We start from the raw sequence: 19,967 nt of genomic DNA, 5'->3' as shown, positions 1-19,967 counted from the left end.
GATCCCCGCCTGCGCGGGCATTTCGGTCAGGATGATGATGGGCCTCACCAATCACCCTTCCTCACTCTCCCGGGCCCGCTTGCGCTTGCCCCTGGCGATCTCCGTCGCGAGCGCGTCGAGGCGATGCTCCCAGAAGCGGCGGAAGCGGGCCAGCCAGGCGTCGACCTCGCGCAAGGGCGCGGCGTCGATGGAATAGACCCGCCGCGGCCCGTCGATGCGGACCGAGGCCAAGCCACTTTCCCGCAGCACCCGGAGATGCTGCGAGACGGCGGACTGGGTGATGCCGAATTCGCGCTGCACCAGAGCGACGATGTCGCCGGAGGCGTGCTCGCCCTCGGCCAGCGCTTCCAGAATGCGGCGGCGGACAGGATCGCCCAGAATGTCGAAAGCGTGCATCAGCTCTCCGTCGCGGGTGCGCTCTCGCCGGTATAAAAGGCCGTCGTGCGCGCGGCCGCGGCGGTCGCGGCGGCCTCATCGGTGCCGGCCGCGATCGAGGCCTGCCGCCAATCCTCGCTGCTCGCCCGCATGAAGGCCTTGCCTTCCTCGGACCCGCCCCAGGCGGCCGCCTGCTCCGGATCGACTCCCGCGCCACCTTCGAGATGCTTGCCGAGACCCATGATCGCCAGATCCCATCCGACACCGACCGCGCCGGGGCCGAACTGGTCCCAAAGCCCATCCTCGACATGCGCGACATGCTCGAGCTCGAGCCGCGTGCCGCCGCCTTCCGCCTCGGCGAGCTGCACCGAAACCCAGCTGATGCCCCCGCCATATTCCCAGGTCAGCGCAAGGCGCTGCGGCGGTTCGCATTGGGTGATCGTGCCGCTCGCATTGCCCTTGATCTGGTAGCGCCCGCCGACGCGCAGATCGCCCTCGATCGGCAGGAACCAGCGCGGAATGCGCTCGGCGCTGGTGAGCGCGTCCCAGACATCGTCGACATTGGCGTCATAGACGCGGGTGGCGATGATGACGCGCGCCGGCTTGCCGTCGACCTCGCGGCTGTCGACTTCCCGCGCAACCGCTCCGATCAACTGGGCAATGTCGTTTTTCATATTGGGCTCCTGAGTGATGGTGGTCCGGCCGCATCATGCCAGGATGAGCTTATATAAGGCAATGCTAATATCGTGGCGGTGGATAATCCCGGCCATCCCTGGAAGATAGGACGCCCCCCGCCACGTCCCGCAGCGAGACTCCCTCTCCCTGGGGAGAGGGCGGGGGTGAAGGGTTCGTGAGCCAGCCGAGAGTCCGCAACCCCTCACCCGGCGTGCTGACGCACGCCACCCTCTCCCCTTGGAGAGGGTTCGGCTGCGGCGAGCCTCGGCGCGGGCGTCCAACAATTCAGCCCGCCACGTTTGCTCTCGTAATCGTAAGTGAGTGCCGAAATGCCGAGCGCAGTACCTGCTAAACCTGCGTGTCTTCCAGGGCGGTCAACCGAGGCAACTGCGTGCGGCCGGCTTCGCCATTGCGGGCGGGGGCCGTATCAGGGTCGGTTTCGCGCAGGAAATCGGCGATGATGCCGATGGTGAAGCGGTCCTTCAGGAGCGGCGCATGGCCCTGCGCATGCACGGTGACCGAGGCAAGGCGCGGGTGGCGCTCGGCCATCTCGGCGACGGTCTTGGCGCTCAGAAGGTCCGAATTCTCGCCGCGCAGCACCAGCACGGGCAGATTTTTCAGCCCCTCGAATTGCTGCCACATGGTGGGGATCTTCTGCGAAATGTCGATCTCCGACAGGGCGCTGCCGAGCTTGGGATCATAGCCCGGCGCCGGGCGGCCATTCTCCTCGGCGAAGAATTGCCCGGCCAGATCGGCCCATTCCTCTTCGCTGAGATTGGTGAAGAACCGCTTGTTCATCGAGCGCACCAGATCGCGCGCCTCCTGCCAATTGGCCGGCAGCGGGATTTTCCCGGCATAGCCCATGATGCGGGCAAGGCCGGCGGTCTCGATCTCGGGGCCGATGTCGTTCAGCACCAGCGAGGAGAGCGCGGTCGGCCGCATCAGCGCCATCAGCATGGAGATGATGCCGCCGCGCGACGTGCCGATCACGGCGGCGCGGTGCAGGCCGCGAATCGCCATCAGGTCGAGCACGTCGAGCAGCTCGATGAAGGGCGAATAATTGCGCCAGTCGGGGTCCCAGTCGGATTTGCCGCGCCCGCGATAATCGGGGCAGTAGACCTCGCGCGGCCGTGACGGGTGATTGGCGAGGAAGCTCGCCAGATCGTGGAAATCGGCGGAATTGCGGGTGAGGCCCGCGAGGCAGACCACCGGGCGCGCCCGGCTCGGCTCGCCATAGCGGCGGGCGTACAGCGTCAGCCCGTCATGGGAGGTAAAGCGTATGTCTTCCCAGCCCTGGCCGCCAGCCTCGTCCATCCCGCGTCCGCCCCGCTTCTCTGCCCAGTCCGATACCGCGAAACGCCCGCTGCGGCCGCACGCAAACGCTAGTTCGAGGCCGCGCCGATCATGAATTGCGGCTTGTCCTTGCGGCCGCGATGCAGATCCTCGGCGAGCCGGAGCGTTGCATCCTGGCTGGCCAGACGCGACCGGTAGACCTGCGCGCTTTCAAGGATTTTGTGCACATATTCACGGGTTTCGGTAAAGGGGATTCGCTCGATCCAGTCGATGGGATCCACGGTTTTGCTGCGCGGATCGCCGAAGGCGGCCACCCATTGGCGCACGCGGCCCGGGCCGGCATTATAGCCCGCCAGCGCCATGATATAGGAGCCGTCATAGCTGCTGATGAGCTGCTGCAGGAAGGCGGCGCCGAGCGAAACATTATAGGCCGGATCGCTGGTCAGCTTGCCCTTGTCGAATTTGACGTCGTTCGACTTGGCGACTTCCTTCGCCGTCGCGGGCAGCAACTGCATCAGGCCCAGCGCGCCGGCGGGGCTGACGGTGCCGGGGTTGAACTCGCTCTCCTGCCGCGTCAGCGCATGAACGAGCGCGGCCTCGATGTCGCCGCCGCCCGCCACGGATTTGAAATCCGGGAGGGCGTTCGGATAGGCGTAATGCTCGACCGGGAAATCGCGGTTCATGGCGATCTTGGCCATGCGCACGGTGCGCTGCGGCTGGGCAGTTCGGATCGCCAGTTCGCAGAGCAAGATCATGTCCGGCGCGCTGCCGATCTGGCGGGCGAGGTCGAACATGAAATCCGACATCAGATTTTCGAAACCGGCCTTCTGGGCGATGACCATCGCCTTCATCACATCGCGGGAGACGAAGGCCTTGACCTCGGCCTCTGTCGGTCGGACGAAGCCGCGGATGGCCGCCTTGGCCTGGGACGAGGCGATCATCTGGTGGGCAAGCTGGCCGTAGAATGTGTGGCTCTGCTGGGCGGCTTCGGCGAAGCGCGCGGTGGCGGCGCGCTCGTTCTTCAGAACCAGTTCGGTGCGGCCGAGCCAATAGCTGGCGCGCGAGCGCCGCTTTGGCAGGCCGCCGGCGGCGGCCGAGGCCTCGAAATGCTTGCGCGCGTCTTCCGGCTTGTCGAGATAGCGCAACGCGATCCAGCCGGCGAGGAATTCGGCGTCGCTCAGATCTTCGTCGATCAGCTCGGCGCCGTGATCCTTGGCGATGGCATAGGCGGTCTTGGCGTTGCCGGCATTGAGCGCGAGGCGGATATGCGGCTCGCGGGCGCCCCACCAGGCGGTCGGGTCGATCATCGCCTCGGCCGTCTTCGGAGCCGAGCGCAGAATGCTCCAGACCTGCTTGTCGTCGCCCTTGCGGCGCAGCACCTGCATCCGCGCGAACATCACGCCGGGATCGTTCTTGACGTCCTTGTCCAGCTTGGCGAGCAGCCCGGCGGCCTTTTTCGAGCGCTCGACCGAGGCGATCTCGGCCTTGATGGCGTCGCGGGCATGACCTTCGATCAACGGCAGCAGCCGCTTCACGGCGGGGAGGCGGGCCTTGTTGTCCTGAATCAGCAGATAATCGGCGCGGGCGCGGTGGTCCTCCGCCGTCAGCACATGCAACTGCCGAAGCTTCTTTTCGATGGACGGCGTCAGCACCGTCTTGCGCCAGGCTTCGCGCACCAGCGCCTCGCCCTCGCTCTTGCGGCCGGTCTCGATCAGCGCGCTGCCGAGCGCCGCCTTGCCGGTGCCGCTGACGGGCCGTCTGCCGGAGAAATAGGCGATGACCTTGGCGGGATCGGTCTCGCGCCAGAACAGTGCGTCCTCGATGGCTTCGGTCAGCGCCGCGCGGCTCGGCCAGAGCGGGTTGGCGTCGAGGAAGGCGGCAATCTCGGTGGCGGGAACATCGGGCGCTTCGGCGCGGTAATAATACCAGAGCGCGAATTTCTTCACCGTCGCATCGCCGATCTTCGCCATGGCGTCGCGCGCGTCGGGAAAATCCTGCTTCTGGACCTGCTTGACGACCTCCTTGAGCGCATCGATGTCAGAGGCCGGGATGTCGGCTTTGAGCAGCGGTGCCAGCAGGGCGTCGCCCTCCGCCTTCGACAGCCGGCCCTCGGGCGGGCGCATGGCGGCTGTGGTGACGGGCTCTTCCTTGATCGGCGCGGCGGCTGCCTCGGCACCGTCCTTCTTGTCGGGCAGCGGCGCCAGATCGGATTTGCCGGGTACCGGCACCGTGTCCGGCCCCGATTTCGCCACCGAGAGCAGCGCCTTGGATTGCCGCCCCGTGGATTCGGCGCGTCCCGTAACGGCGGTGCCGACATGGTTCGCGATGACCGTTTCGCCGTCGCCGCCATCCGGCTGCAGCAGGGCCAGCACACCGGCGCAGGCGGCGACCGTCGCAAGCACCGCGAAAGCCGATCCTTTGCGCGGGACTTTATATTGGTTTTTACGCATAGCTACGATAGATGGTAGGTTCCCAACTCGAAATCCTTGCTGTGCGGCAAGCCACCACGCCGCGCAGCCGATTAGAACTGAAATACAACATACCGTCTCCAACCCGCTCTGGCACGCATTTCCCGATCCAAGCTTTGCGCAAGAAAATGGCGAAACGCTTAACGATCCGCTACGTATGCTGAAAGCGGTGCGCCCAGGGGAGCCGTAGCTTGCCCCTCCTGGGAGAAATCACTATGGTCCATATGGATGAATTCTGAGGCGCTGCTAAGGCAACACCACAGTCACGAAGGTTCTTAGATGTTCAAGGGATCGTTTACGGCGCTGATTACGCCTTTTCACAACGGCGCATTCGATGAAGACGCGTTTCGTCGGCTCGTAGACTTTCAGATCAAATCCGGCACGCATGGTCTCGTGCCGATGGGCACGACGGGCGAGTCGCCGACGCTGTCGCATGACGAGCATCAGCGCGTGGTGAAGGTCTGTATCGAGCAGGCGGCGGGCCGGGTGCCGGTCATCGCGGGCGCGGGCTCGAACAGCACCGCCGAGGCGGTCGAACTGGCGCGCTTCGCCAAGTCAGCCGGCGCGAATGGCATTCTGGTGGTCACGCCCTATTACAACAAGCCGACGCAGGAAGGGCTTTACCTGCATTTCAAGGCGGTCAACGACGCCGTCGACATTCCGATCATCATCTACAACATTCCCGGCCGCTGCGTGGTCGACATGAATGTCGCCACCATGACCCGGCTCTACGCGCTGCCCAACATTGTCGGCGTCAAGGATGCGACCGCCAATATGGCGCGCATCAGCCAGCAGCGGGCGGCGATGGGGCCGGATTTCTGCCAGCTCTCCGGCGAGGACGCGACCGCGCTCGGCTTCATGGCGCATGGCGGTCACGGCTGCATTTCCGTGACGGCAAATGTCGCCCCCGCGCTCTGCGCCGAGTTCCAGAATGCCTGCATCGAAGGCGATTTCGCTCGCGCGCTGAAAATCCAGGACCGGCTGCTGCCGCTGCACGAAGCGCTGTTCGTCGAAAGCAACCCGGTGCCAGTGAAATACGCCGCCGAGCGGCTGGGCCTGTGCCGCGCGGAAGTCCGCCTGCCGCTCAGCCCCTTGTCGCAGGCCGGCAAGCGCGTCGTTGACGAGGCCCTGCATGCGAGCGGTCTGCTGCTCGCCGAGGCCGTGAGCGCGTAAGCAGACCCATCCATGGCACCGAAGAAGCAGCCTATCGGCAAGATCGTGGCCGAGAACCGTAAGGCTCGCCACTCCTATGAGATCCACGACACGTTCGAGGCGGGCATCATGCTGTCCGGCTCGGAGGTGAAGTCGCTGCGCGCGGGCAAATCCAACATCGCCGAGTCCTACGCCACGGACCAGGATGGCGAGATCTACGTCATCAACGCCTATATCCCCGGCTATGCCGAGGCCAACCGCTTCAACCATGAGGAGCGGCGGCCGCGCAAACTGCTGCTGCATAAGCGCGAGATCGCCAAGCTAATCGGCGCGGTGCGCCGGGACGGCATGACGCTGGTGCCGCTGAAGGTCTATTTCAACGATCGCGGCCGGGCGAAGGTCGAGCTGGCGCTGGCGCGCGGCCGCAAGCTGCACGACAAGCGCGAGGCCGAAAAGTCCCGCGACTGGGACCGGCAGAAGGCCCGGCTGATGCGCGATAAGGGTTAGATGGCCGCTTGCCTGAATTGCAACGCCGGCGCTCCGCGCGATCGGTTGGACCGATGCGCGAGAGCGTTCCTTGCGGGCGTTAACGCCGGGCCAGATAGGCGGCGATCTGCTCGGGGGTCGGGACATTGCCATTGGGCGTCAGCTTGTCGACGACGCCGGGCAGCACTGTTGCGAGCTTGGCCAGAAGCTCCTGCTCGCTGACGCCGGCCTGCCGGGCGAGGCTGGCGACGGTGCGCTGGCCGAGCGCGGTCTCGAGTTTTTCAGGCTCGATCGGGGCGTTGGCGCCGTCGGCGACCCAGGTATCGACGGTCTTGCTCTCGCCGGCCGATTGCAGCTTCGCCAGAAGTTCGGCGAGGCCGCCGAACAAGCCGCCTTCGGGCATCCCGCCATGGCCGTCGGCTTGCGGGTCGGTTCTCGGCATGCCCTGGGGCGGGTTCATCGGCTGGTTGGGCGTCCCGCCTTGCGCCGGCTGCTGCTGCCCCGTCAGGAGCGAGGCCAGCACCTCGAGAATTGAGCCAGGCATTTTTCCGTCAGGCGACACCTTATTCATCACTTCGTCGAGCATTCCCATCAGACATCTCCATGGGCTAAGGGCTAAGACCGGCTTTCGACCGCAATGAAGGCGTCATTGCTGCGCAAGACGCTTGTTGCATTCGCTGTAATAGCCGCCGCCTTTCTGCGTCCATTTCAGATTGCCGTTGCCATTATTGGTCTTGTTGGCGTGATATTGCTCAAGGCAGGTGTGCATGCGGGCCCGTCCGGCGGGCTGTCCGGCATATTTCGGGGATACTTTATTGGGGAACACGGCATCCCCGGTCGTGGTGGCGGGCGCGACCGCGGCGCGCTTGGGCGCAGCCTTCGGCTTGGGAGCGGGCGCCGGCTCGACCGCCGTCGCGGCGTTGGTCGCGGGGCCGCATTCGGCCTTGCGGAACTCGTTCCAGCTCTTGCCGGCGACGGTGCCCGCCGCCTGGGCGGCCTTATATTTCGTGCTGCATTCCTGCATGGTCAGGGCCTGGGCGGGGCCCGTCCATGTGACGGCCGTCAGCGCGGCCATTCCCGTCATCAGTGCATAGAGGCGGATCGACATCGTAATCTCCTTCGCTGGCGGCGGAGCGAAAGGCCGTGGCCGGCGCAATCCAACTCGCATCACCCATTGGCATGACGGAGAAACGACCCGGCATTCAACAGGAACTGGCCGAAACCGTTTATGCAACCGGAAGGATTTCGCCGATATTTGAATGGTTTGCCGCGAAGGCGCGCGGGGGCAGCCGGCGCCAGCGCACTACGGTGGCCTCAGAGAATTCGTCTATATTCAGGGTCGTCGACAGTGGAATTCTCTGCCGCCGGCCGGGACAACAGCCCCTCTCTCCGCCGCAAAGGCCTAGACTGGCACCAACCACCCGCCTCGAGGAGCAACTGACATGACGGCCGATCTCGCCCGCCCGCGGCCGGCGGCCATGACGGCGCGCGCCGACGCCGCAGGGCCCCCCCGCCGGACTATGGCATGATCCTTGCTCGGCTGCGCGAAGAGCACCGGCGCGCCGATCCTGATCGGCGGCACCCGGCACTCCGGGCCCGGAAAGCGCTCGCCGCGCTCAAATATTTCCGCCGTGACACAGCCGCCTGAACGCTTTTAGGAGATCCGATGACCGACCGCTCCAACGAACTCAATGCCTGGGATCGGGACCATTTCTTCCATCCCGCGACGCCGATGGGCGCCCATGCGCGCGGCGAGACGGCGAACCGGGTCATGGCCTCAGGCGAGGGCGTCTACGTCACCGACATCGATGGCCGTAAGAGCCTCGATGCCTTTGCCGGGCTGTATTGCGTCAATGTCGGCTATGGCCGCCAGAAGATCGCCGACGCCATCGCCGCCCAGGCCAAGAGCCTCGCCTATTATCATGCCTATGCCGGGCACGGCACCGAGGCCTCGATCCGCCTCGCCAAGATGATCATCGACCGCGCGCCGAAGGGCATGAGCCGCGTCTTTTTCGGCCAGTCGGGTTCGGATGCCAACGAAACCAACGTCAAGCTGATCTGGTATTACAACACCGTGCTCGGCCGTCCGGAGAAGAAGAAGATCATCTCGCGCTGGCGCGGCTATCACGGCTCCGGCGTGATGAGTGGCTCGCTGACTGGCCTGTCCCTGTTCCACAGCGCTTTCGGCCTGCCGCTCGGACCGGTGCTGCACACCGAAGCGCCCTATTATTTCCGCCGCGCCGACCGCTCGCTGTCGGAAGCCCAATTCGCCCAGTTTTGCGCCGACAAGCTGGAAGAGATGATCCTCGCCGAGGGCTCCGACACGGTCGCCGCCTTCATCGCCGAGCCGGTCCTCGGCACCGGCGGCATCGTGCCGCCGCCCGAGGGCTATTGGCCGAAAATCCAGGCCGTGCTGGAGAAATACGACGTGCTGCTGGTCGCCGACGAGGTCATCACCGGCTTCGGCCGGCTCGGCACCATGTTCGGCTCGGACCTCTACGCCATGCGGCCCGACCTCATCACCATCGCCAAGGGGCTGACCTCGGCCTATGCGCCGCTGTCCGGCGTCATCGTCGGCGAGCGGGTCTGGCAGGTGCTGGTCGACGGCTCCGACAGGCTCGGCGCGATCGGCCATGGCTGGACCTACTCGGCGCATCCGATCTGCGCAGCGGCGGGTGTCGCCAATCTGGAGCTGATCGACCAGATGGACCTCGTGGCCAATGCGGCCGAAATCGGCGCCTATTTCAGCGCGCAGCTTGCCGCCGCCGTCGGCGAGCACCCCAATGTCGGCGAGGTGCGCGGCGCCGGCATGCTGGCCGCCGTCGAATTCGTCGCCGACCGGGACGACCGGGCGTTCTTCGACGCCTCGGAGAAAATCGCCCCCCGGATCGCGGCGGCTTTGGCCGAGCGCGGCGTCATCGGACGCGCCATGCCGCAAAGCGACATTCTCGGCTTCGCGCCGCCGCTCTGCCTGACCCGGGACGAGGCCGACATCGTCGTCGCCAAGACCGCCGAAGCCGTCGACGCGATCTTCGCCGCGAGAGGCTGACCCCACCGCCGCGGAGTACCTACCGCGCGGGCCTCATCAAGACGCGATCCGCGCGCCGGAGAATTACGAAACCTTGCGGGCCCCGTTCCGGCGAGGCACTTGGGCGAAATCCGCGACGTGGTGGGCGCATTCCTCTACCTTGAGCGAGCCGGCTTCGTGACAGGCGAAATCCTCCATGCCGATGGAGGACAGGGCGCCGGCCACTAACCAGTCAAGGGAGGTCATCCATGCCGATCGTCACCATCCAAGTTACGCGGGAAGGCTCGGGTCCGGGCCGCGATTCCGTCACCGCCGAGGAGAAAGCGCGGCTCATCGCCGGCGTCAGCCAGCTCCTCCTCGACGTGCTCAACAAGCCGCTCGAGGCCACTTTCGTCGTCATCCAGGAGGTTCCGCTGGAAAATTGGGGCCATGGCGGCTTGCCGGTGCCTGAGCTGCGCAAGCGGCTCGCCGCCGCGGACTGAGGCCGCCCTCCACGATCCGTGACCGCGGTTGAGCGGGGCTGCGGCAATCTCGCGCCATGCGCGGATTGCCATGGTTCCGCCGCCTTGTTGCCCGTTCGTGGACACTACCGGTGATCGAATCGCCTCAATCCTCTCCCGCGCTGTGGTGCAGAATCAACAGCGCGGGTTTCGTCTTTGCGGAATCGGCACATATCGCTTGTATGATCGGGGCCGGAGACGAGAATGCAGGGTGAGTAGCATCGATCGGATTGGCAGTTCATGTTTGGTTTGGTGAAGGCAATTTCCGCGGCGGCGATTTTTTTCGGTGGCGTCGCGGCCGCGCATGCCGGCGATTGCGCCGATGATCCCAAGACAACTGGCCTCTCCCGCACGGTGGCGGTCGACTCGACGGGCGGCAAGCTGATCGGCCGCCTGCAATACGCCAACACGACGCTGCTCCGGCGCATGGAGGTCGTGCTGACTTTCGATGACGGCCCGCACCCACAGCACACCAAGCAGATCCTCGACACGCTCGACCGGCATTGCGTCAAGGCGACCTTCTTCACCGTCGGGCGCATGGCGCTGTTCATGCAGGCCGCGCTGAAGGATGCCGCCAATCGCGGCAACACCATCGCCACGCACACCTGGTCGCATCCGCGCGATCTCAGCAAGATGCCGTTCGAAGACGCCAAGGTGGAGATCGAAAAAGGCTTTGTCGCCACGTCCTACGCGCTCGGCCAGCCGATTGCGCCGTTCTTCCGCTATCCCGGCCTGAATGATTCGCCGGAGCTGAACGCCTATCTGGCCAGCCGCAATATCGCGGTCATGTCCGTTGACGTGGTCACCGACGACACCATGGCCGGCACCACCCCCGAACAGCTCATCAACCGGGCGATGGAGCGGGTGCGGCGGATGCATGGCGGCATCGTGCTGTTCCACGACCTGAAGGCCGTCACCGCCGACGCGCTGGACGGCTTCCTGATCCAGCTCAAGCTGGAGGGCTACAAGGTCGTGCATATCGTCTCCAACTCGGGCTATCAGCCCGACCGCGCGCTGGTGGCGCGGGCCGATTTCTCGAAATCGTCCCTGCAGAGTAAGGTCTTCACCGGCGTCGGCGCGGAGGGACGCGCCAACCAGGATGGCAAGGTGCTGGCGGCCGGGCATGTCGATGTGATGAAGACCGAATTCATCGACCTGGAATCCTCGGCGATGTCGGCCAAGCAGGGCGCTGCCTCCCTGAAGCAGGATGAAGCCGCCGCGCTGAAACAGGAGCGCGCCCCGGCCTGGTGACCGATCGCTTTGCCGGGCGCATTAACGCATCGGCCGCTGCCTGCTACGCAAACACCCTCACCAGTCGTATGATGGAGGATTGTCCCGCGCATTGCGGGACGTTTTCCAAACTGGAGGGCTGCCGATGCCCAGAAGCAGCGATCGCGGGAATGTCTGGCCAGAATTGGCCTATGCCGATTGGCAGGACACGCTTGCCACGCTTCATCTCTGGACCGAAATCGCCGGCAAGATCCGGCTGGCCCAGACACCATGGCTCAACCATTCGTGGCACGTCACGCTCTATGTCACGCCGCGCGGCTTGAACACCTCGACCATTCCCTACGGCCACCGGAGCTTTCAGCTCGAGTTCGATTTTCAAAGGCACGTGCTTTCGATATCGGCCGATCATGGAGCGTACCGGGAGATCGGCCTTTATTCGCGCCCGGTTGCGGAATTTTACGCCGACGTCATGAAGGGGCTGTCCGGCCTCGGCTTGGATATACGCATCGACGACCTGCCGAACGAAGTCGCCAACCCGATCCCCTTCGGCGAGGACCGGGCCCACACGGCCTACGACCCGGTCTATGCTCATCGCTTTTGGCAAGTTCTCTCGCAGGTGGACCGGGTGCTCTACACCTTCCGGACGGGCTTTATCGGCAAATGCAGCCCGGTGCATTTCTTCTGGGGCGGTTTCGACCTGGCCGTCACCCGGTTCTCGGGGCGGCGCGCGCCGATGCATCCGGGCGGCGTCCCCAACCTTCCCGATGCCGTTACCCGGGAAGCCTATTCGCATGAGGTTAGCAGCGCCGGCTTCTGGCCCGGCGACGAGCGCCTGCCGCAGCCCTCCTTCTACTCCTATGCCTATCCCGAACCGCCCGGCTTCGCAGCGGCGGCGGTCGAACCCGCCGAGGCCTATTACAACAAGGAGCTCGGCGAATTCATCCTGCCCTATGACGCCGTGCGCACCGCCGAAGACCCCGACGCCACACTGCTCGCATTCCTCATGAGCACATATGAGGCCGCCGCGACCTGCGCCAATTGGGATCGGGGCGCGCTCGAGGTCCCGATGGGGCGTCCGGGGATAACGCGGGCCGTCTGATAGCCCGCCGCGCCACACGCCGCGCTAACGCGGCAGAACGCCAAGCGCGATGGGCAGCCGCCGGCTGCTATGCTCGCCTCTTGCCCCCTGCCCGCCGTCATTGGGCTCGCCGCAGAGATTGCGCTCATAGCCCTTGAACGCAATGGCCTGGCAGGCATAGGGGCCGCCATCCAGATTGAGCGCCAGATCGAGCTGCAGCGGACTGGCCTTGAGAAAGGCGGCCAGACGGTCGAGAGCAAAGGAAGCGCCCCGCGTGGTCCCGAAAATGACGCGGCCGGATCGATCCTGTCCAACAAAGGAACGGCTGGCGCGCCGGTCGCTGGGCTGGACGCTGTTACCGCCATCCGTCCCCAAGAGCAGCGGAAATGAAACCATGGCATTGTCGGCGCCCGCGAATGCCTGCCGCCAGCTTTCCTTGCGCAGGTCGCGGACGCCGCTGAACCGGGGCGAGGCCACGAAGGCGCCGTGTCGGGCGTCGTAGTCCTGCGGTCCGAGCAGCACGCCCTCGCTGAGAATGGGCGTATCGGGCTTGCCGTCCACGGCAAAGAAGCTGCCATTGATCACCATCACCGCGCCGAGCTCGCGCATCCATTCGTCCAGCGTATGACCGGCCGGAGCGTTGCGCAGCACGAAGCGGAACCGCGCCGGATCGATGCGTGCAAGCAGCATGCGCTCGGCCTCCCTGCCCTGCCCTGTGACCGGCATTTCCGCGACCTCGAAACCGGCGTCGAGGCGTTTCCATGTGATCGCGCTCGCCGCCGGGGCCGAGGTGCCGCGCGGGTTCGTTTTGCTCGTCGCGGGCGCGAAGGCGCAGGTCCCGATCAGCGCGAGAGCGCCGGCCACGGCCGATACGAATGCGGCATTCCGGGTCGTCGTTGTGTTCGGCTTCATCGCTTGCTCCTGCTCGCCATAGAGGTCGCAGCATCGGTCACGCCATGCCAGCGTCTTTTCCTGGATTGTTCCGCAGGAAGCCGTAACCATCTGCAAAATTGGGCCGCCGCGCTGCCCGGCGGCGCCGGGCAGGCAAAAATTGCCCGCCGCTTCGCGAGGCCAATTGCGGGGCGGCGCGGTAAATGGAATGATGGGGTGCCGTTCGGGCGACGGGGCGAGCGGCGTTTCGGTTGGGATGCGCCGGCAAGCTATGCAAACCAAGCAGGACGAAAAGCTGGATGAAGTGCGGGCCATTCTGCAGCGGCTTCAGCGCATCAGCACCGGCGCCGAGAATGACGAGGCGGCAGACCCCGCCGCCGCATCGCCTCCGCCTGCTCCCATCGCAAACGCTGCCAGCCCGCTTCCGCGAAAGCCCGCCATGATTGCCGTTTTCGCCGCCGCCGGGCTGGTGCTGCTGGCGGGGGCTGGTTTGCTGGTCTGGCCGGGCGGCAAGAAGCCGCCGGCCATTGCTACGCAGTCTCCGGCGACCACCGCCGCCATCACCGCGGCGCCGCCTGCCGCGGCCACGACAGAGACCGCGTCGCCGGCTGAGGACGGCGAGCGTCTGGCGCAGGCGCAGTCGCTCATGGACGAGGGCAAGATCGCCGAGGCGCGGCAGGTGCTGCTCGCGGACCTCGCCGAGCGGAAGGCCGAGGCGGCCTTGCTGCTCGCGCGCTCCTACGACCCCAACGCGCTCCAGCACATTGCCGGTCCGAACGCGCGGGCCGACGCCGATGAGGCCGAGCGCTGGTACCGGCGCTGGTCCTCGATCGCAGGCCGGGACGGGCTGGTGCTCGACCAGGACAGGCTGGAGCGGATCATCCGGTCCATGCGGTAGCGCCGCCCTCCCCGCGCGGATGGTTTTCCGACACGGCGCGGGCAATCTTTGCGCCGGCGCATCGTTTTGCCACCCGGCCGGCATGGAGGTTTGTTATCAAGAGGGTGGGGGCAACGGTTAAAGGGCCGGGGAGACACCGATGCGAGGGAACGGGTCGAGCGCGACGCTGCCGCGCCTGCTGGCGGGCATGCTGATCGGATGGATGGCGGCGCTCGCGGCGGCGCAGGCGCAGGTCTCCCTTCAGCCCACCGTCACCATCTATACCGACGGCATCGCGCGGCCGGATGGGCGCATCTCCAAGGCGCTGACCGAGCTCGTGCGCACGCTCGGCAGCAACAAAGCCGTCCGCCCGCTTCCCGTGATGGGCTATGGCGGCGTCGCCAATGTCAATGATCTGCTGCATTCGCGCGACGTCGAATTCGCCATCCTGAACAGTGACATCCTCGCCTTCCTCGACCTTCAGAAGCTCCATCCCGACGCCCGACGGAAGATCCGGTTCGTGACGCGGCTCTACAGTCAGAAGGCCTATCTGCTGGCGCGCCGTGAGATCGCCGCCCTCGACCAGCTTCAGGGCCGAACGCTCGGGCTGGTGGGACCGGACAGCTCGACCGAAGTGACGGCGCGGACGCTGTTCTCGCTCGCCGGTGTCAAACCGGATATCCGCCGGATCGGCGCGGGGGCGGATGCCATCGCCGCGAGCGGCGCGTACGCGCTGTTCCTGCTGGAAAGCGATCTCGCCAGCCTGCCGGCCGAGACCCTGCGCTCCGGGGCCTTTCATGTGATCGAGATCCCGGTAAGCGAAAAGCTTGCGGCCGTCTATCACGCCGCCACCATCGCCCCCGGCGAGGCGGGCAGCGAACGCCCCGCCGCGACCATCGCCGTCGACACGCTGATGGCGGTTTTCGATTGGGCGCCCGTCAATCCCCGCTATGCCGATGTCAGCCGCTTCATCGGGCTGTTCTTCGACAGCCTGCCGAAACTGCGCGAGGACTTTCCGGCTTCGATCTGGAACGAGACCGACCCGCATGCCCCGGTCGCCGGCTGGGATCGCTACCGCCACGCCCAGAAGATCATGGCCTCGGTGCCGCGCGTCGTGCCGCTTCCGGTTGCGGGCGCACAGGCGAGGCTCACGGTGCCGTTCAGCACCCAGACCGAAGCCGCCGCCGATCCGGCGCTTGCGGACGCGGCCACGCGCACGGACGGCCTCAGCCTGTCCGTCGTCGCCAGCCCGCCGCTGACCGACCCTTCGGCGCCGGGAGGCGGCCTAATCACGGAATTGGCCATGGCCGCCGCCAAGCGTGTCTATGGCGGCGAGGTGGCCGTCGTCTGGGCCAATGACAAGCCGGGCCAGATCGAGGACATGGTGAAGACCCCGAGCCCGACCATCGCCGTGCCCTGGCAGACTCCGAATTGTGACGAGCCGCAATTTCTCGGCGCTCAGAGCGCGGCGGTCTGCGACGGCATGCTGGTCTCGGCGCCGCTGTTCCAGGTGCCGATCGTGTTCTTCGCCAGGGCTGGCGGCGATTTCCGCTTCGATACCGATGACAGTGTCGGCGGTCGCATCATTTGCTTGCCCGCCGGCCGTGACGTCGCCGATCTGGGCGAGGCGGAACGAAAATGGGTCGAGAACAACAAGCTGACGCTGCGCCGCCCGGCGACGATGATCGACTGCCTGAGCATGGTCGAGCGCGGCGAGGCGGACGCGCTGGCGGGCAGCGAGCCGGAGACGCGCTTCATGATCGAGCGGCTCGGCCTGTCGGCGGGTTTCAAGATGGCGGACCGGCCGCTCGCCAGCCGCGGCATCCACATCGTGATCGCCAAGGCCCAGCGGGAGGCCGATGCGCTGCTTGCCAAGATCAACGCCGCGATCGCGGTGCTGAAACAGAGCAGCGAATACGCCGCCATCGTGAACCGGCATCTGGCCGCGTTCATGCCCGGCGCGGTCGCCAAGGCTGAATAGGGACGGGGAAAAAGCCCCCTCACCCACCCGCCTAACGGCGTCCGCCCTCTCCCTCAAGGGGAGAGGCAAGGGCGCAAGCGGCGAAGCTGTGACTCCCATCTGGCACGGCGCAGCCCTCTCCCCTCGAGGGAGAGGGCGGACGCGAAGCGGCCGGGTGAGGGGGCTTTTTTTTCAGAGCAGTAGACGGAACCGACCGGTACTGCTCATTGAGCCGCAGCCGCGCTACCTCTCCCCTGGGAGCGGGCAAGGCTGCGGCGTGTTCGAACGCTGAGAATTATCCCAGCGTCCGGACCGATACCGTCCGATGCGACCCTCCCTAGCCCGTCCCACCAGCAAGCCGGGCAATCGCCGCGCCGGCGATGGCGTGCGTCATGGCCTTCGCCTTCTCCAAACGCCGGGCGCGAAGCCCGCCGAGCAGCGCCTGCAGCCTGCCGTAAAAATCCGCCGCCCCGCTCATGCGCCAGATGCCCGCATCCTGCACGCCGCCATCGCGGTCGATCGCCTTGCGCGCCTGGAGCGCGGAGATCAGCGCATGATCGGCGAAAGTGTCGGTGGTCGCCTTGCGCAGCCGCGCCATCACCTTGGCCGATTGCTCCTCGCTGAGCAGGTCCTTGCTGGTGACGGACAGCATCGCGTGGCGCCGCATGTGCTCGGGGAGCAGGCGCCAGACGGCGGCCTCGCTCTCCTTCCAGGCCTGGGTGGCGAAGGTGCACCAGAGCACGGCGTCGACCGGATGCCGGCCGATATCGAGCGCCCCATAGCTCAGCCAGGGGTCGGAAATGCCGGGAAAATCGATGATCTCGCAGGCCCGCAGATGCGGCATCGGCATGCCGAGCTGAATGCGCAGCATCTCGGCCAATGGGGTCGGCGCCTCGGTGGTGAGACGCTGCTTGCTGCCATCCTCCAGCACGGCGGCGACCATGGGTTCGGGCGCGTAATGGATGAGCGTCGGGATGCGGGTGTTGGAGAGGCGCAGCGTCGGCAGCGGCGCGTTTCCGATCAGCAGATTGGCCAGCGTCGACTTGCCCGAATTGAACTCGCCCATCAGCGCCAGCCGCAAGGGATGGCGCAGCAGCGCCTCGATTCGCCGCAGCGCGCGGATCGCCGGGGCGAGCGCCGCGAGGCCCGCGCCTCCCGCCGCCTCGATCTCGGCGCGGGCCCGGCCGACCGTCGCGGCGAAGGCGAGCGCGGCCTCATGGCCGTCGGCGAGGGCCTCGTGCGGCGCAAGGCGCTGATCCGTCGGCATATCGGGGTCGGCAAGATCGGCGGATGGCATGAGGACCGAAGGTGAGGCTTGTGGACGATGCGCAAATGCAACGGCATTTAGATTTCACCATGCTTGCGGCATGGCGAGGGCCGCCAGTATCTTATTACGTCGGCGGTCGGCGTGCCATGATCGCCGCGGCACGGGGAGCGCGGCCGCATCGTCAAGGTCCGCACACGGATTGCCAAAAATGAGTGCCACCATGGGCTGGCGGCCTCGCGAAGATTTCGATCACGGAAGAGGGAGAGGGGCGGATGCCGAGGGGGATTGCACAGTTCTTCCGGGCCTTGGTGGGGGGCTCCGAAGATGCTGAAGCCATGGCGTCGCCGATCGAGATCGACATTTCGAACGCGGGCGGCGCGACCAGCATCTACGCCTCCAGGGGCCGGGCGGTAATTCTTGGCAGCGTGCTTGCCGCGCCCGATCCGTCCGCGAATGACAACACCCTCATCCTCGCCAAGCGCGCGGACGCGGGGCCTGCGCCGCAATCCGCCGCCAGCCGCATCCGCGTCGGCGAGGAGCTGAAATCGGCCCGCGACGAGATCACCGCGCTCGGCGCGGAACTCGCGGCGCTCGGCGACGCCACCATCGCCGCCTATGTCTCGGGCATATTGGGGCTGGTCGACGGTCAGATCTGCAACATCGCCGTGCTCGGGCAGATGAATTCCGGCAAGTCGACGCTGGTCAACGCCTTCATCCAGCAGCCCGATTTCCTGCCCGCCGAAATCACCCCCTGGACGACGGTCGTCACCAACCTACATTTCGCCGTGCCGAACATGCCCCGCAGCGGCGTCGAGTTCGAGTTTTTCGACGCCGATGAATGGCAGCGCCTCGCCGAGGGCAGCGCCCGCATGCGCGAGCTGACCGAGCGGCTGATCCCGAATTTCGACTGGCCGACCTTCTACCGCCAGGTCGGCGACATGCGGGAGAAGGCCAAGCAGAAAATGGGCCCGAAATTCGAGGAATTGCTGGGCGGCCAGCATAGCTTTCCCGAAGTCACGCCGGGGCTCTTGCAGAAATATGTGTGCGCGGAGCCCGCCTTCGAGGAGCCCGAGGAAGCCGGCACCGGCGAGTTCTCGCTGATCACCAAGGCCGCCAATCTCTATTTCGACCTCGGCGGCTTCTATTACCCGACCCTGCTGATCGACACGCCCGGCATCAACGATCCTTTTCTCGTCCGCGACGAGATCACCCGGCAGAATCTGGAACGCGCCAACATCTTCATCATCGTCGTCACGGCGCGCCAGCCGCTGTCCAACGCCGATGTGGACCTGTTGCGCATCCTGCGCGGGCTCGACAAGCACCGCATCATCGTCTTCGTCAACAAGATCGACGAGGTGGAGGCGTTTTCCGAAGTCGAGAGCGCCGTCGTCGGCCGGGTGCGGGGCGTGCTGGACAAGGAATTTCCGGGCGCGCGCATTCCTGTCATCACCGGCAGCGCCCGCTGGGCGGGCAGCGGCCTTTCAGCCGCCGCCGAGGCCGAACTGGATGTCATCCCGAGCGGCGCGCCGCTCTCCGCCTCCGAGATCGCCGCGCTTGGTGAAGACGGCCGCAGCTTCTGGATGCCCGACAGCTCGCTGCAGGAACTGATCGCGGCGGAGGATGTGCTGATCCGCTCCGGCGTGCCGGCGCTGGCGGTCGCGGTGTCGGAAATGATGCGCTCCGGGCCGATCGCCGACTGCCTCGCCTTCGCCGCCGCCGCGCTTGGCGCGATTGCCGCCAATTGCGCCGCCGTAGCGCAGGCCCAGGCGGATCTGGCGAAGCGTCTGCTGGCGGGCGCGACCGATGAGGCCGCGCTCGGCGCGCTGCGGCAGGAGCAAGCCGCCGCCGCGTCGGTGGCGCAGGAGATCGTTGAAATTATCGCGGGGTGCCGGAGCCGGTTCGGCGAACAGGTCAAGGCGGGGCTTGCGGCGCTGCGCCAGCAATTGACGGCGACGCTCGATGCTCATGCCACGGCCATCGCGGCGCCGGGCACCCGCGCGGAGGCCGCCGCCGAGCCGTCCGTTAACGTCACGCCGTTGCGCGCGGCGCTCGAGCATGAGTTTTCCCAAGGTTTCGCGGCCATCCATGCCGGCATCGGCGAGGCGGCGGCCCAGGCCGAGGCGCGGATCCAAGCACTGGTCGGCCGCGCCAACGACACCGCCGGGATGGCCGTCCTCTGCCTGCCCCTGCCCGCCTTGAAGCTGACGCCCCCGCTCGCGGCCCTGGCCGACCCGATCGCGTTGGCGGCGGGCGGCACCATCCAGGCGCAGTGGCACCGCCAGCAGATCTCCGCCGAGGAGCGCGGCGCGCGCTTCCGCGAGCTGGTTCGGACCCAGTTCGCCGCCATCATCGATAAGCTCTGCGACGCGGCCGCTGCCGAGACGGGGCGCGCGACGGCTTTCATCCTCGATCATTTCCGGGTGAGCGTTCTGCATTGCATCGAGACGGCAAAGCGGAGCGCTCAAGCCACGCTCGACGCCGTCCAGCCGGGCGCGGCGGCCGGGGACGCCGAGGCGCTGGAAGCGCAAGCGCAGACCCTGCGCGCCCGCGCCGAAGCCTGCCGCCGTTTGGCTGAGAATTTGACGGCGCTGCGCTCATGAGGAGGCCGGAGGGGACAGGGTTGCTGGATCCCCACGACCTCCGACGAAATCCCCCCGAAGGCGGGGATCCAGTACGCCGCAGCGTAA

17 protein-coding genes and 1 pseudogene are annotated in these 19,967 nt (G+C 66.5%); 10 read left to right on the top strand and 8 right to left on the bottom strand.

The window, feature by feature from the left end; translation table 11 throughout:
• Nucleotides 1–51 precede the first annotated feature (51 nt).
• The 4 genes from BLEFHOIH_RS25420 to BLEFHOIH_RS25405 form a co-directional block, all read right to left on the bottom strand.
• Nucleotides 52–396, bottom strand: a complete 345-nt coding sequence (locus tag BLEFHOIH_RS25420) for a metalloregulator ArsR/SmtB family transcription factor (RefSeq protein WP_088348867.1) — start codon at nt 394–396, stop codon at nt 52–54.
• Nucleotides 396–1,049 (bottom strand): SRPBCC family protein, encoded by a 654-nt coding sequence (locus BLEFHOIH_RS25415; RefSeq protein ID WP_088348866.1) that lies wholly within the window; start codon nt 1,047–1,049, stop codon nt 396–398. The genes BLEFHOIH_RS25420 and BLEFHOIH_RS25415 overlap by 1 nt, the downstream gene beginning before the upstream one ends.
• Before the next feature lie 349 nt (nt 1,050–1,398).
• On the bottom strand, nt 1,399–2,364 hold the full coding sequence (locus BLEFHOIH_RS25410) for an alpha/beta hydrolase (protein ID WP_088348865.1): 966 nt from the start codon (nt 2,362–2,364) through the stop codon (nt 1,399–1,401).
• A gap of 68 nt (nt 2,365–2,432) precedes the next feature.
• The gene (locus BLEFHOIH_RS25405; RefSeq protein WP_170937382.1) at nt 2,433–4,745 is read right to left on the bottom strand and encodes a lytic transglycosylase domain-containing protein; all 2,313 of its coding nucleotides are present in this window, start codon (nt 4,743–4,745) and stop codon (nt 2,433–2,435) included.
• A 345-nt stretch (nt 4,746–5,090) separates the two neighbouring features.
• On the opposite strand from BLEFHOIH_RS25405, the gene dapA reads away from it, so the two are divergent.
• On the top strand, nt 5,091–5,984 hold the full coding sequence (gene dapA, locus BLEFHOIH_RS25400) for a 4-hydroxy-tetrahydrodipicolinate synthase (protein ID WP_088348863.1): 894 nt from the start codon (nt 5,091–5,093) through the stop codon (nt 5,982–5,984).
• A 12-nt stretch (nt 5,985–5,996) separates the two neighbouring features.
• Nucleotides 5,997–6,470 (top strand): SsrA-binding protein SmpB, encoded by a 474-nt coding sequence (gene smpB / locus BLEFHOIH_RS25395; RefSeq protein WP_088348862.1) that lies wholly within the window; start codon nt 5,997–5,999, stop codon nt 6,468–6,470.
• A 79-nt stretch (nt 6,471–6,549) separates the two neighbouring features.
• Here smpB and BLEFHOIH_RS25390 read toward each other — a convergent pair whose 3' ends face one another.
• Both BLEFHOIH_RS25390 and BLEFHOIH_RS25385 read right to left on the bottom strand, forming a co-directional pair.
• Nucleotides 6,550–7,041 carry a YidB family protein gene (locus BLEFHOIH_RS25390; RefSeq protein ID WP_245297192.1) on the bottom strand — a complete coding sequence of 164 codons (492 nt, stop codon included), beginning with the start codon at nt 7,039–7,041 and terminating at the stop codon, nt 6,550–6,552.
• A gap of 54 nt (nt 7,042–7,095) precedes the next feature.
• The gene (locus BLEFHOIH_RS25385) at nt 7,096–7,533 is read right to left on the bottom strand and encodes a hypothetical protein (protein WP_088348958.1); all 438 of its coding nucleotides are present in this window, start codon (nt 7,531–7,533) and stop codon (nt 7,096–7,098) included.
• A gap of 582 nt (nt 7,534–8,115) precedes the next feature.
• On the opposite strand from BLEFHOIH_RS25385, the gene BLEFHOIH_RS25380 reads away from it, so the two are divergent.
• From BLEFHOIH_RS25380 to BLEFHOIH_RS25365, 5 genes and pseudogenes are all read left to right on the top strand, one after another.
• Nucleotides 8,116–9,498 carry an aspartate aminotransferase family protein gene (locus BLEFHOIH_RS25380; RefSeq protein ID WP_088348861.1) on the top strand — a complete coding sequence of 461 codons (1,383 nt, stop codon included), beginning with the start codon at nt 8,116–8,118 and terminating at the stop codon, nt 9,496–9,498.
• 96 nt (nt 9,499–9,594) lie between these two features.
• Nucleotides 9,595–9,705, top strand: a pseudogene (locus tag BLEFHOIH_RS27455) (3-oxoacyl-ACP reductase); the annotation flags it as partial.
• A 20-nt stretch (nt 9,706–9,725) separates the two neighbouring features.
• Nucleotides 9,726–9,959, top strand: a complete 234-nt coding sequence (locus BLEFHOIH_RS25375; protein ID WP_088348860.1) for a 4-oxalocrotonate tautomerase family protein — start codon at nt 9,726–9,728, stop codon at nt 9,957–9,959.
• 258 nt (nt 9,960–10,217) lie between these two features.
• Nucleotides 10,218–11,228, top strand: coding sequence for a polysaccharide deacetylase family protein (locus BLEFHOIH_RS25370; RefSeq protein ID WP_088348859.1), 1,011 nt, complete (start codon nt 10,218–10,220; stop codon nt 11,226–11,228).
• 124 nt (nt 11,229–11,352) lie between these two features.
• A complete protein-coding gene (locus BLEFHOIH_RS25365) occupies nt 11,353–12,306 on the top strand; it encodes a DUF5996 family protein (RefSeq protein ID WP_088348858.1) in 954 nt (317 codons plus the stop codon).
• A 24-nt stretch (nt 12,307–12,330) separates the two neighbouring features.
• Here BLEFHOIH_RS25365 and BLEFHOIH_RS25360 read toward each other — a convergent pair whose 3' ends face one another.
• On the bottom strand, nt 12,331–13,197 hold the full coding sequence (locus tag BLEFHOIH_RS25360; RefSeq protein WP_170937381.1) for a phosphodiester glycosidase family protein: 867 nt from the start codon (nt 13,195–13,197) through the stop codon (nt 12,331–12,333).
• 250 nt (nt 13,198–13,447) lie between these two features.
• On the opposite strand from BLEFHOIH_RS25360, the gene BLEFHOIH_RS26975 reads away from it, so the two are divergent.
• Both BLEFHOIH_RS26975 and BLEFHOIH_RS25350 read left to right on the top strand, forming a co-directional pair.
• Entirely contained in the window at nt 13,448–14,074 is a 627-nt protein-coding gene (locus tag BLEFHOIH_RS26975; RefSeq protein WP_170937380.1) for a hypothetical protein, read from the top strand.
• A gap of 139 nt (nt 14,075–14,213) precedes the next feature.
• The gene (locus tag BLEFHOIH_RS25350) at nt 14,214–16,034 is read left to right on the top strand and encodes a transporter substrate-binding domain-containing protein (protein ID WP_088348855.1); all 1,821 of its coding nucleotides are present in this window, start codon (nt 14,214–14,216) and stop codon (nt 16,032–16,034) included.
• A 316-nt stretch (nt 16,035–16,350) separates the two neighbouring features.
• Here the strand turns inward: BLEFHOIH_RS25350 and BLEFHOIH_RS25345 are convergent, their stop codons facing one another.
• Entirely contained in the window at nt 16,351–17,280 is a 930-nt protein-coding gene (locus BLEFHOIH_RS25345) for a dynamin family protein (RefSeq protein WP_170937379.1), read from the bottom strand.
• 335 nt (nt 17,281–17,615) lie between these two features.
• On the opposite strand from BLEFHOIH_RS25345, the gene BLEFHOIH_RS25340 reads away from it, so the two are divergent.
• Nucleotides 17,616–19,880, top strand: a complete 2,265-nt coding sequence (locus BLEFHOIH_RS25340; protein WP_170937378.1) for a dynamin family protein — start codon at nt 17,616–17,618, stop codon at nt 19,878–19,880.
• Nucleotides 19,881–19,967: the final 87 nt, after the last annotated feature.

The organism is Rhodomicrobium sp. R_RK_3 (assembly GCF_002198715.1).
Lineage (GTDB): Bacteria > Pseudomonadota > Alphaproteobacteria > Rhizobiales > Rhodomicrobiaceae > R-RK-3.
The sequence above is the reverse complement of the archived record's forward strand: the minus strand, read 5'-3'. Positions and strand labels throughout refer to the sequence as shown.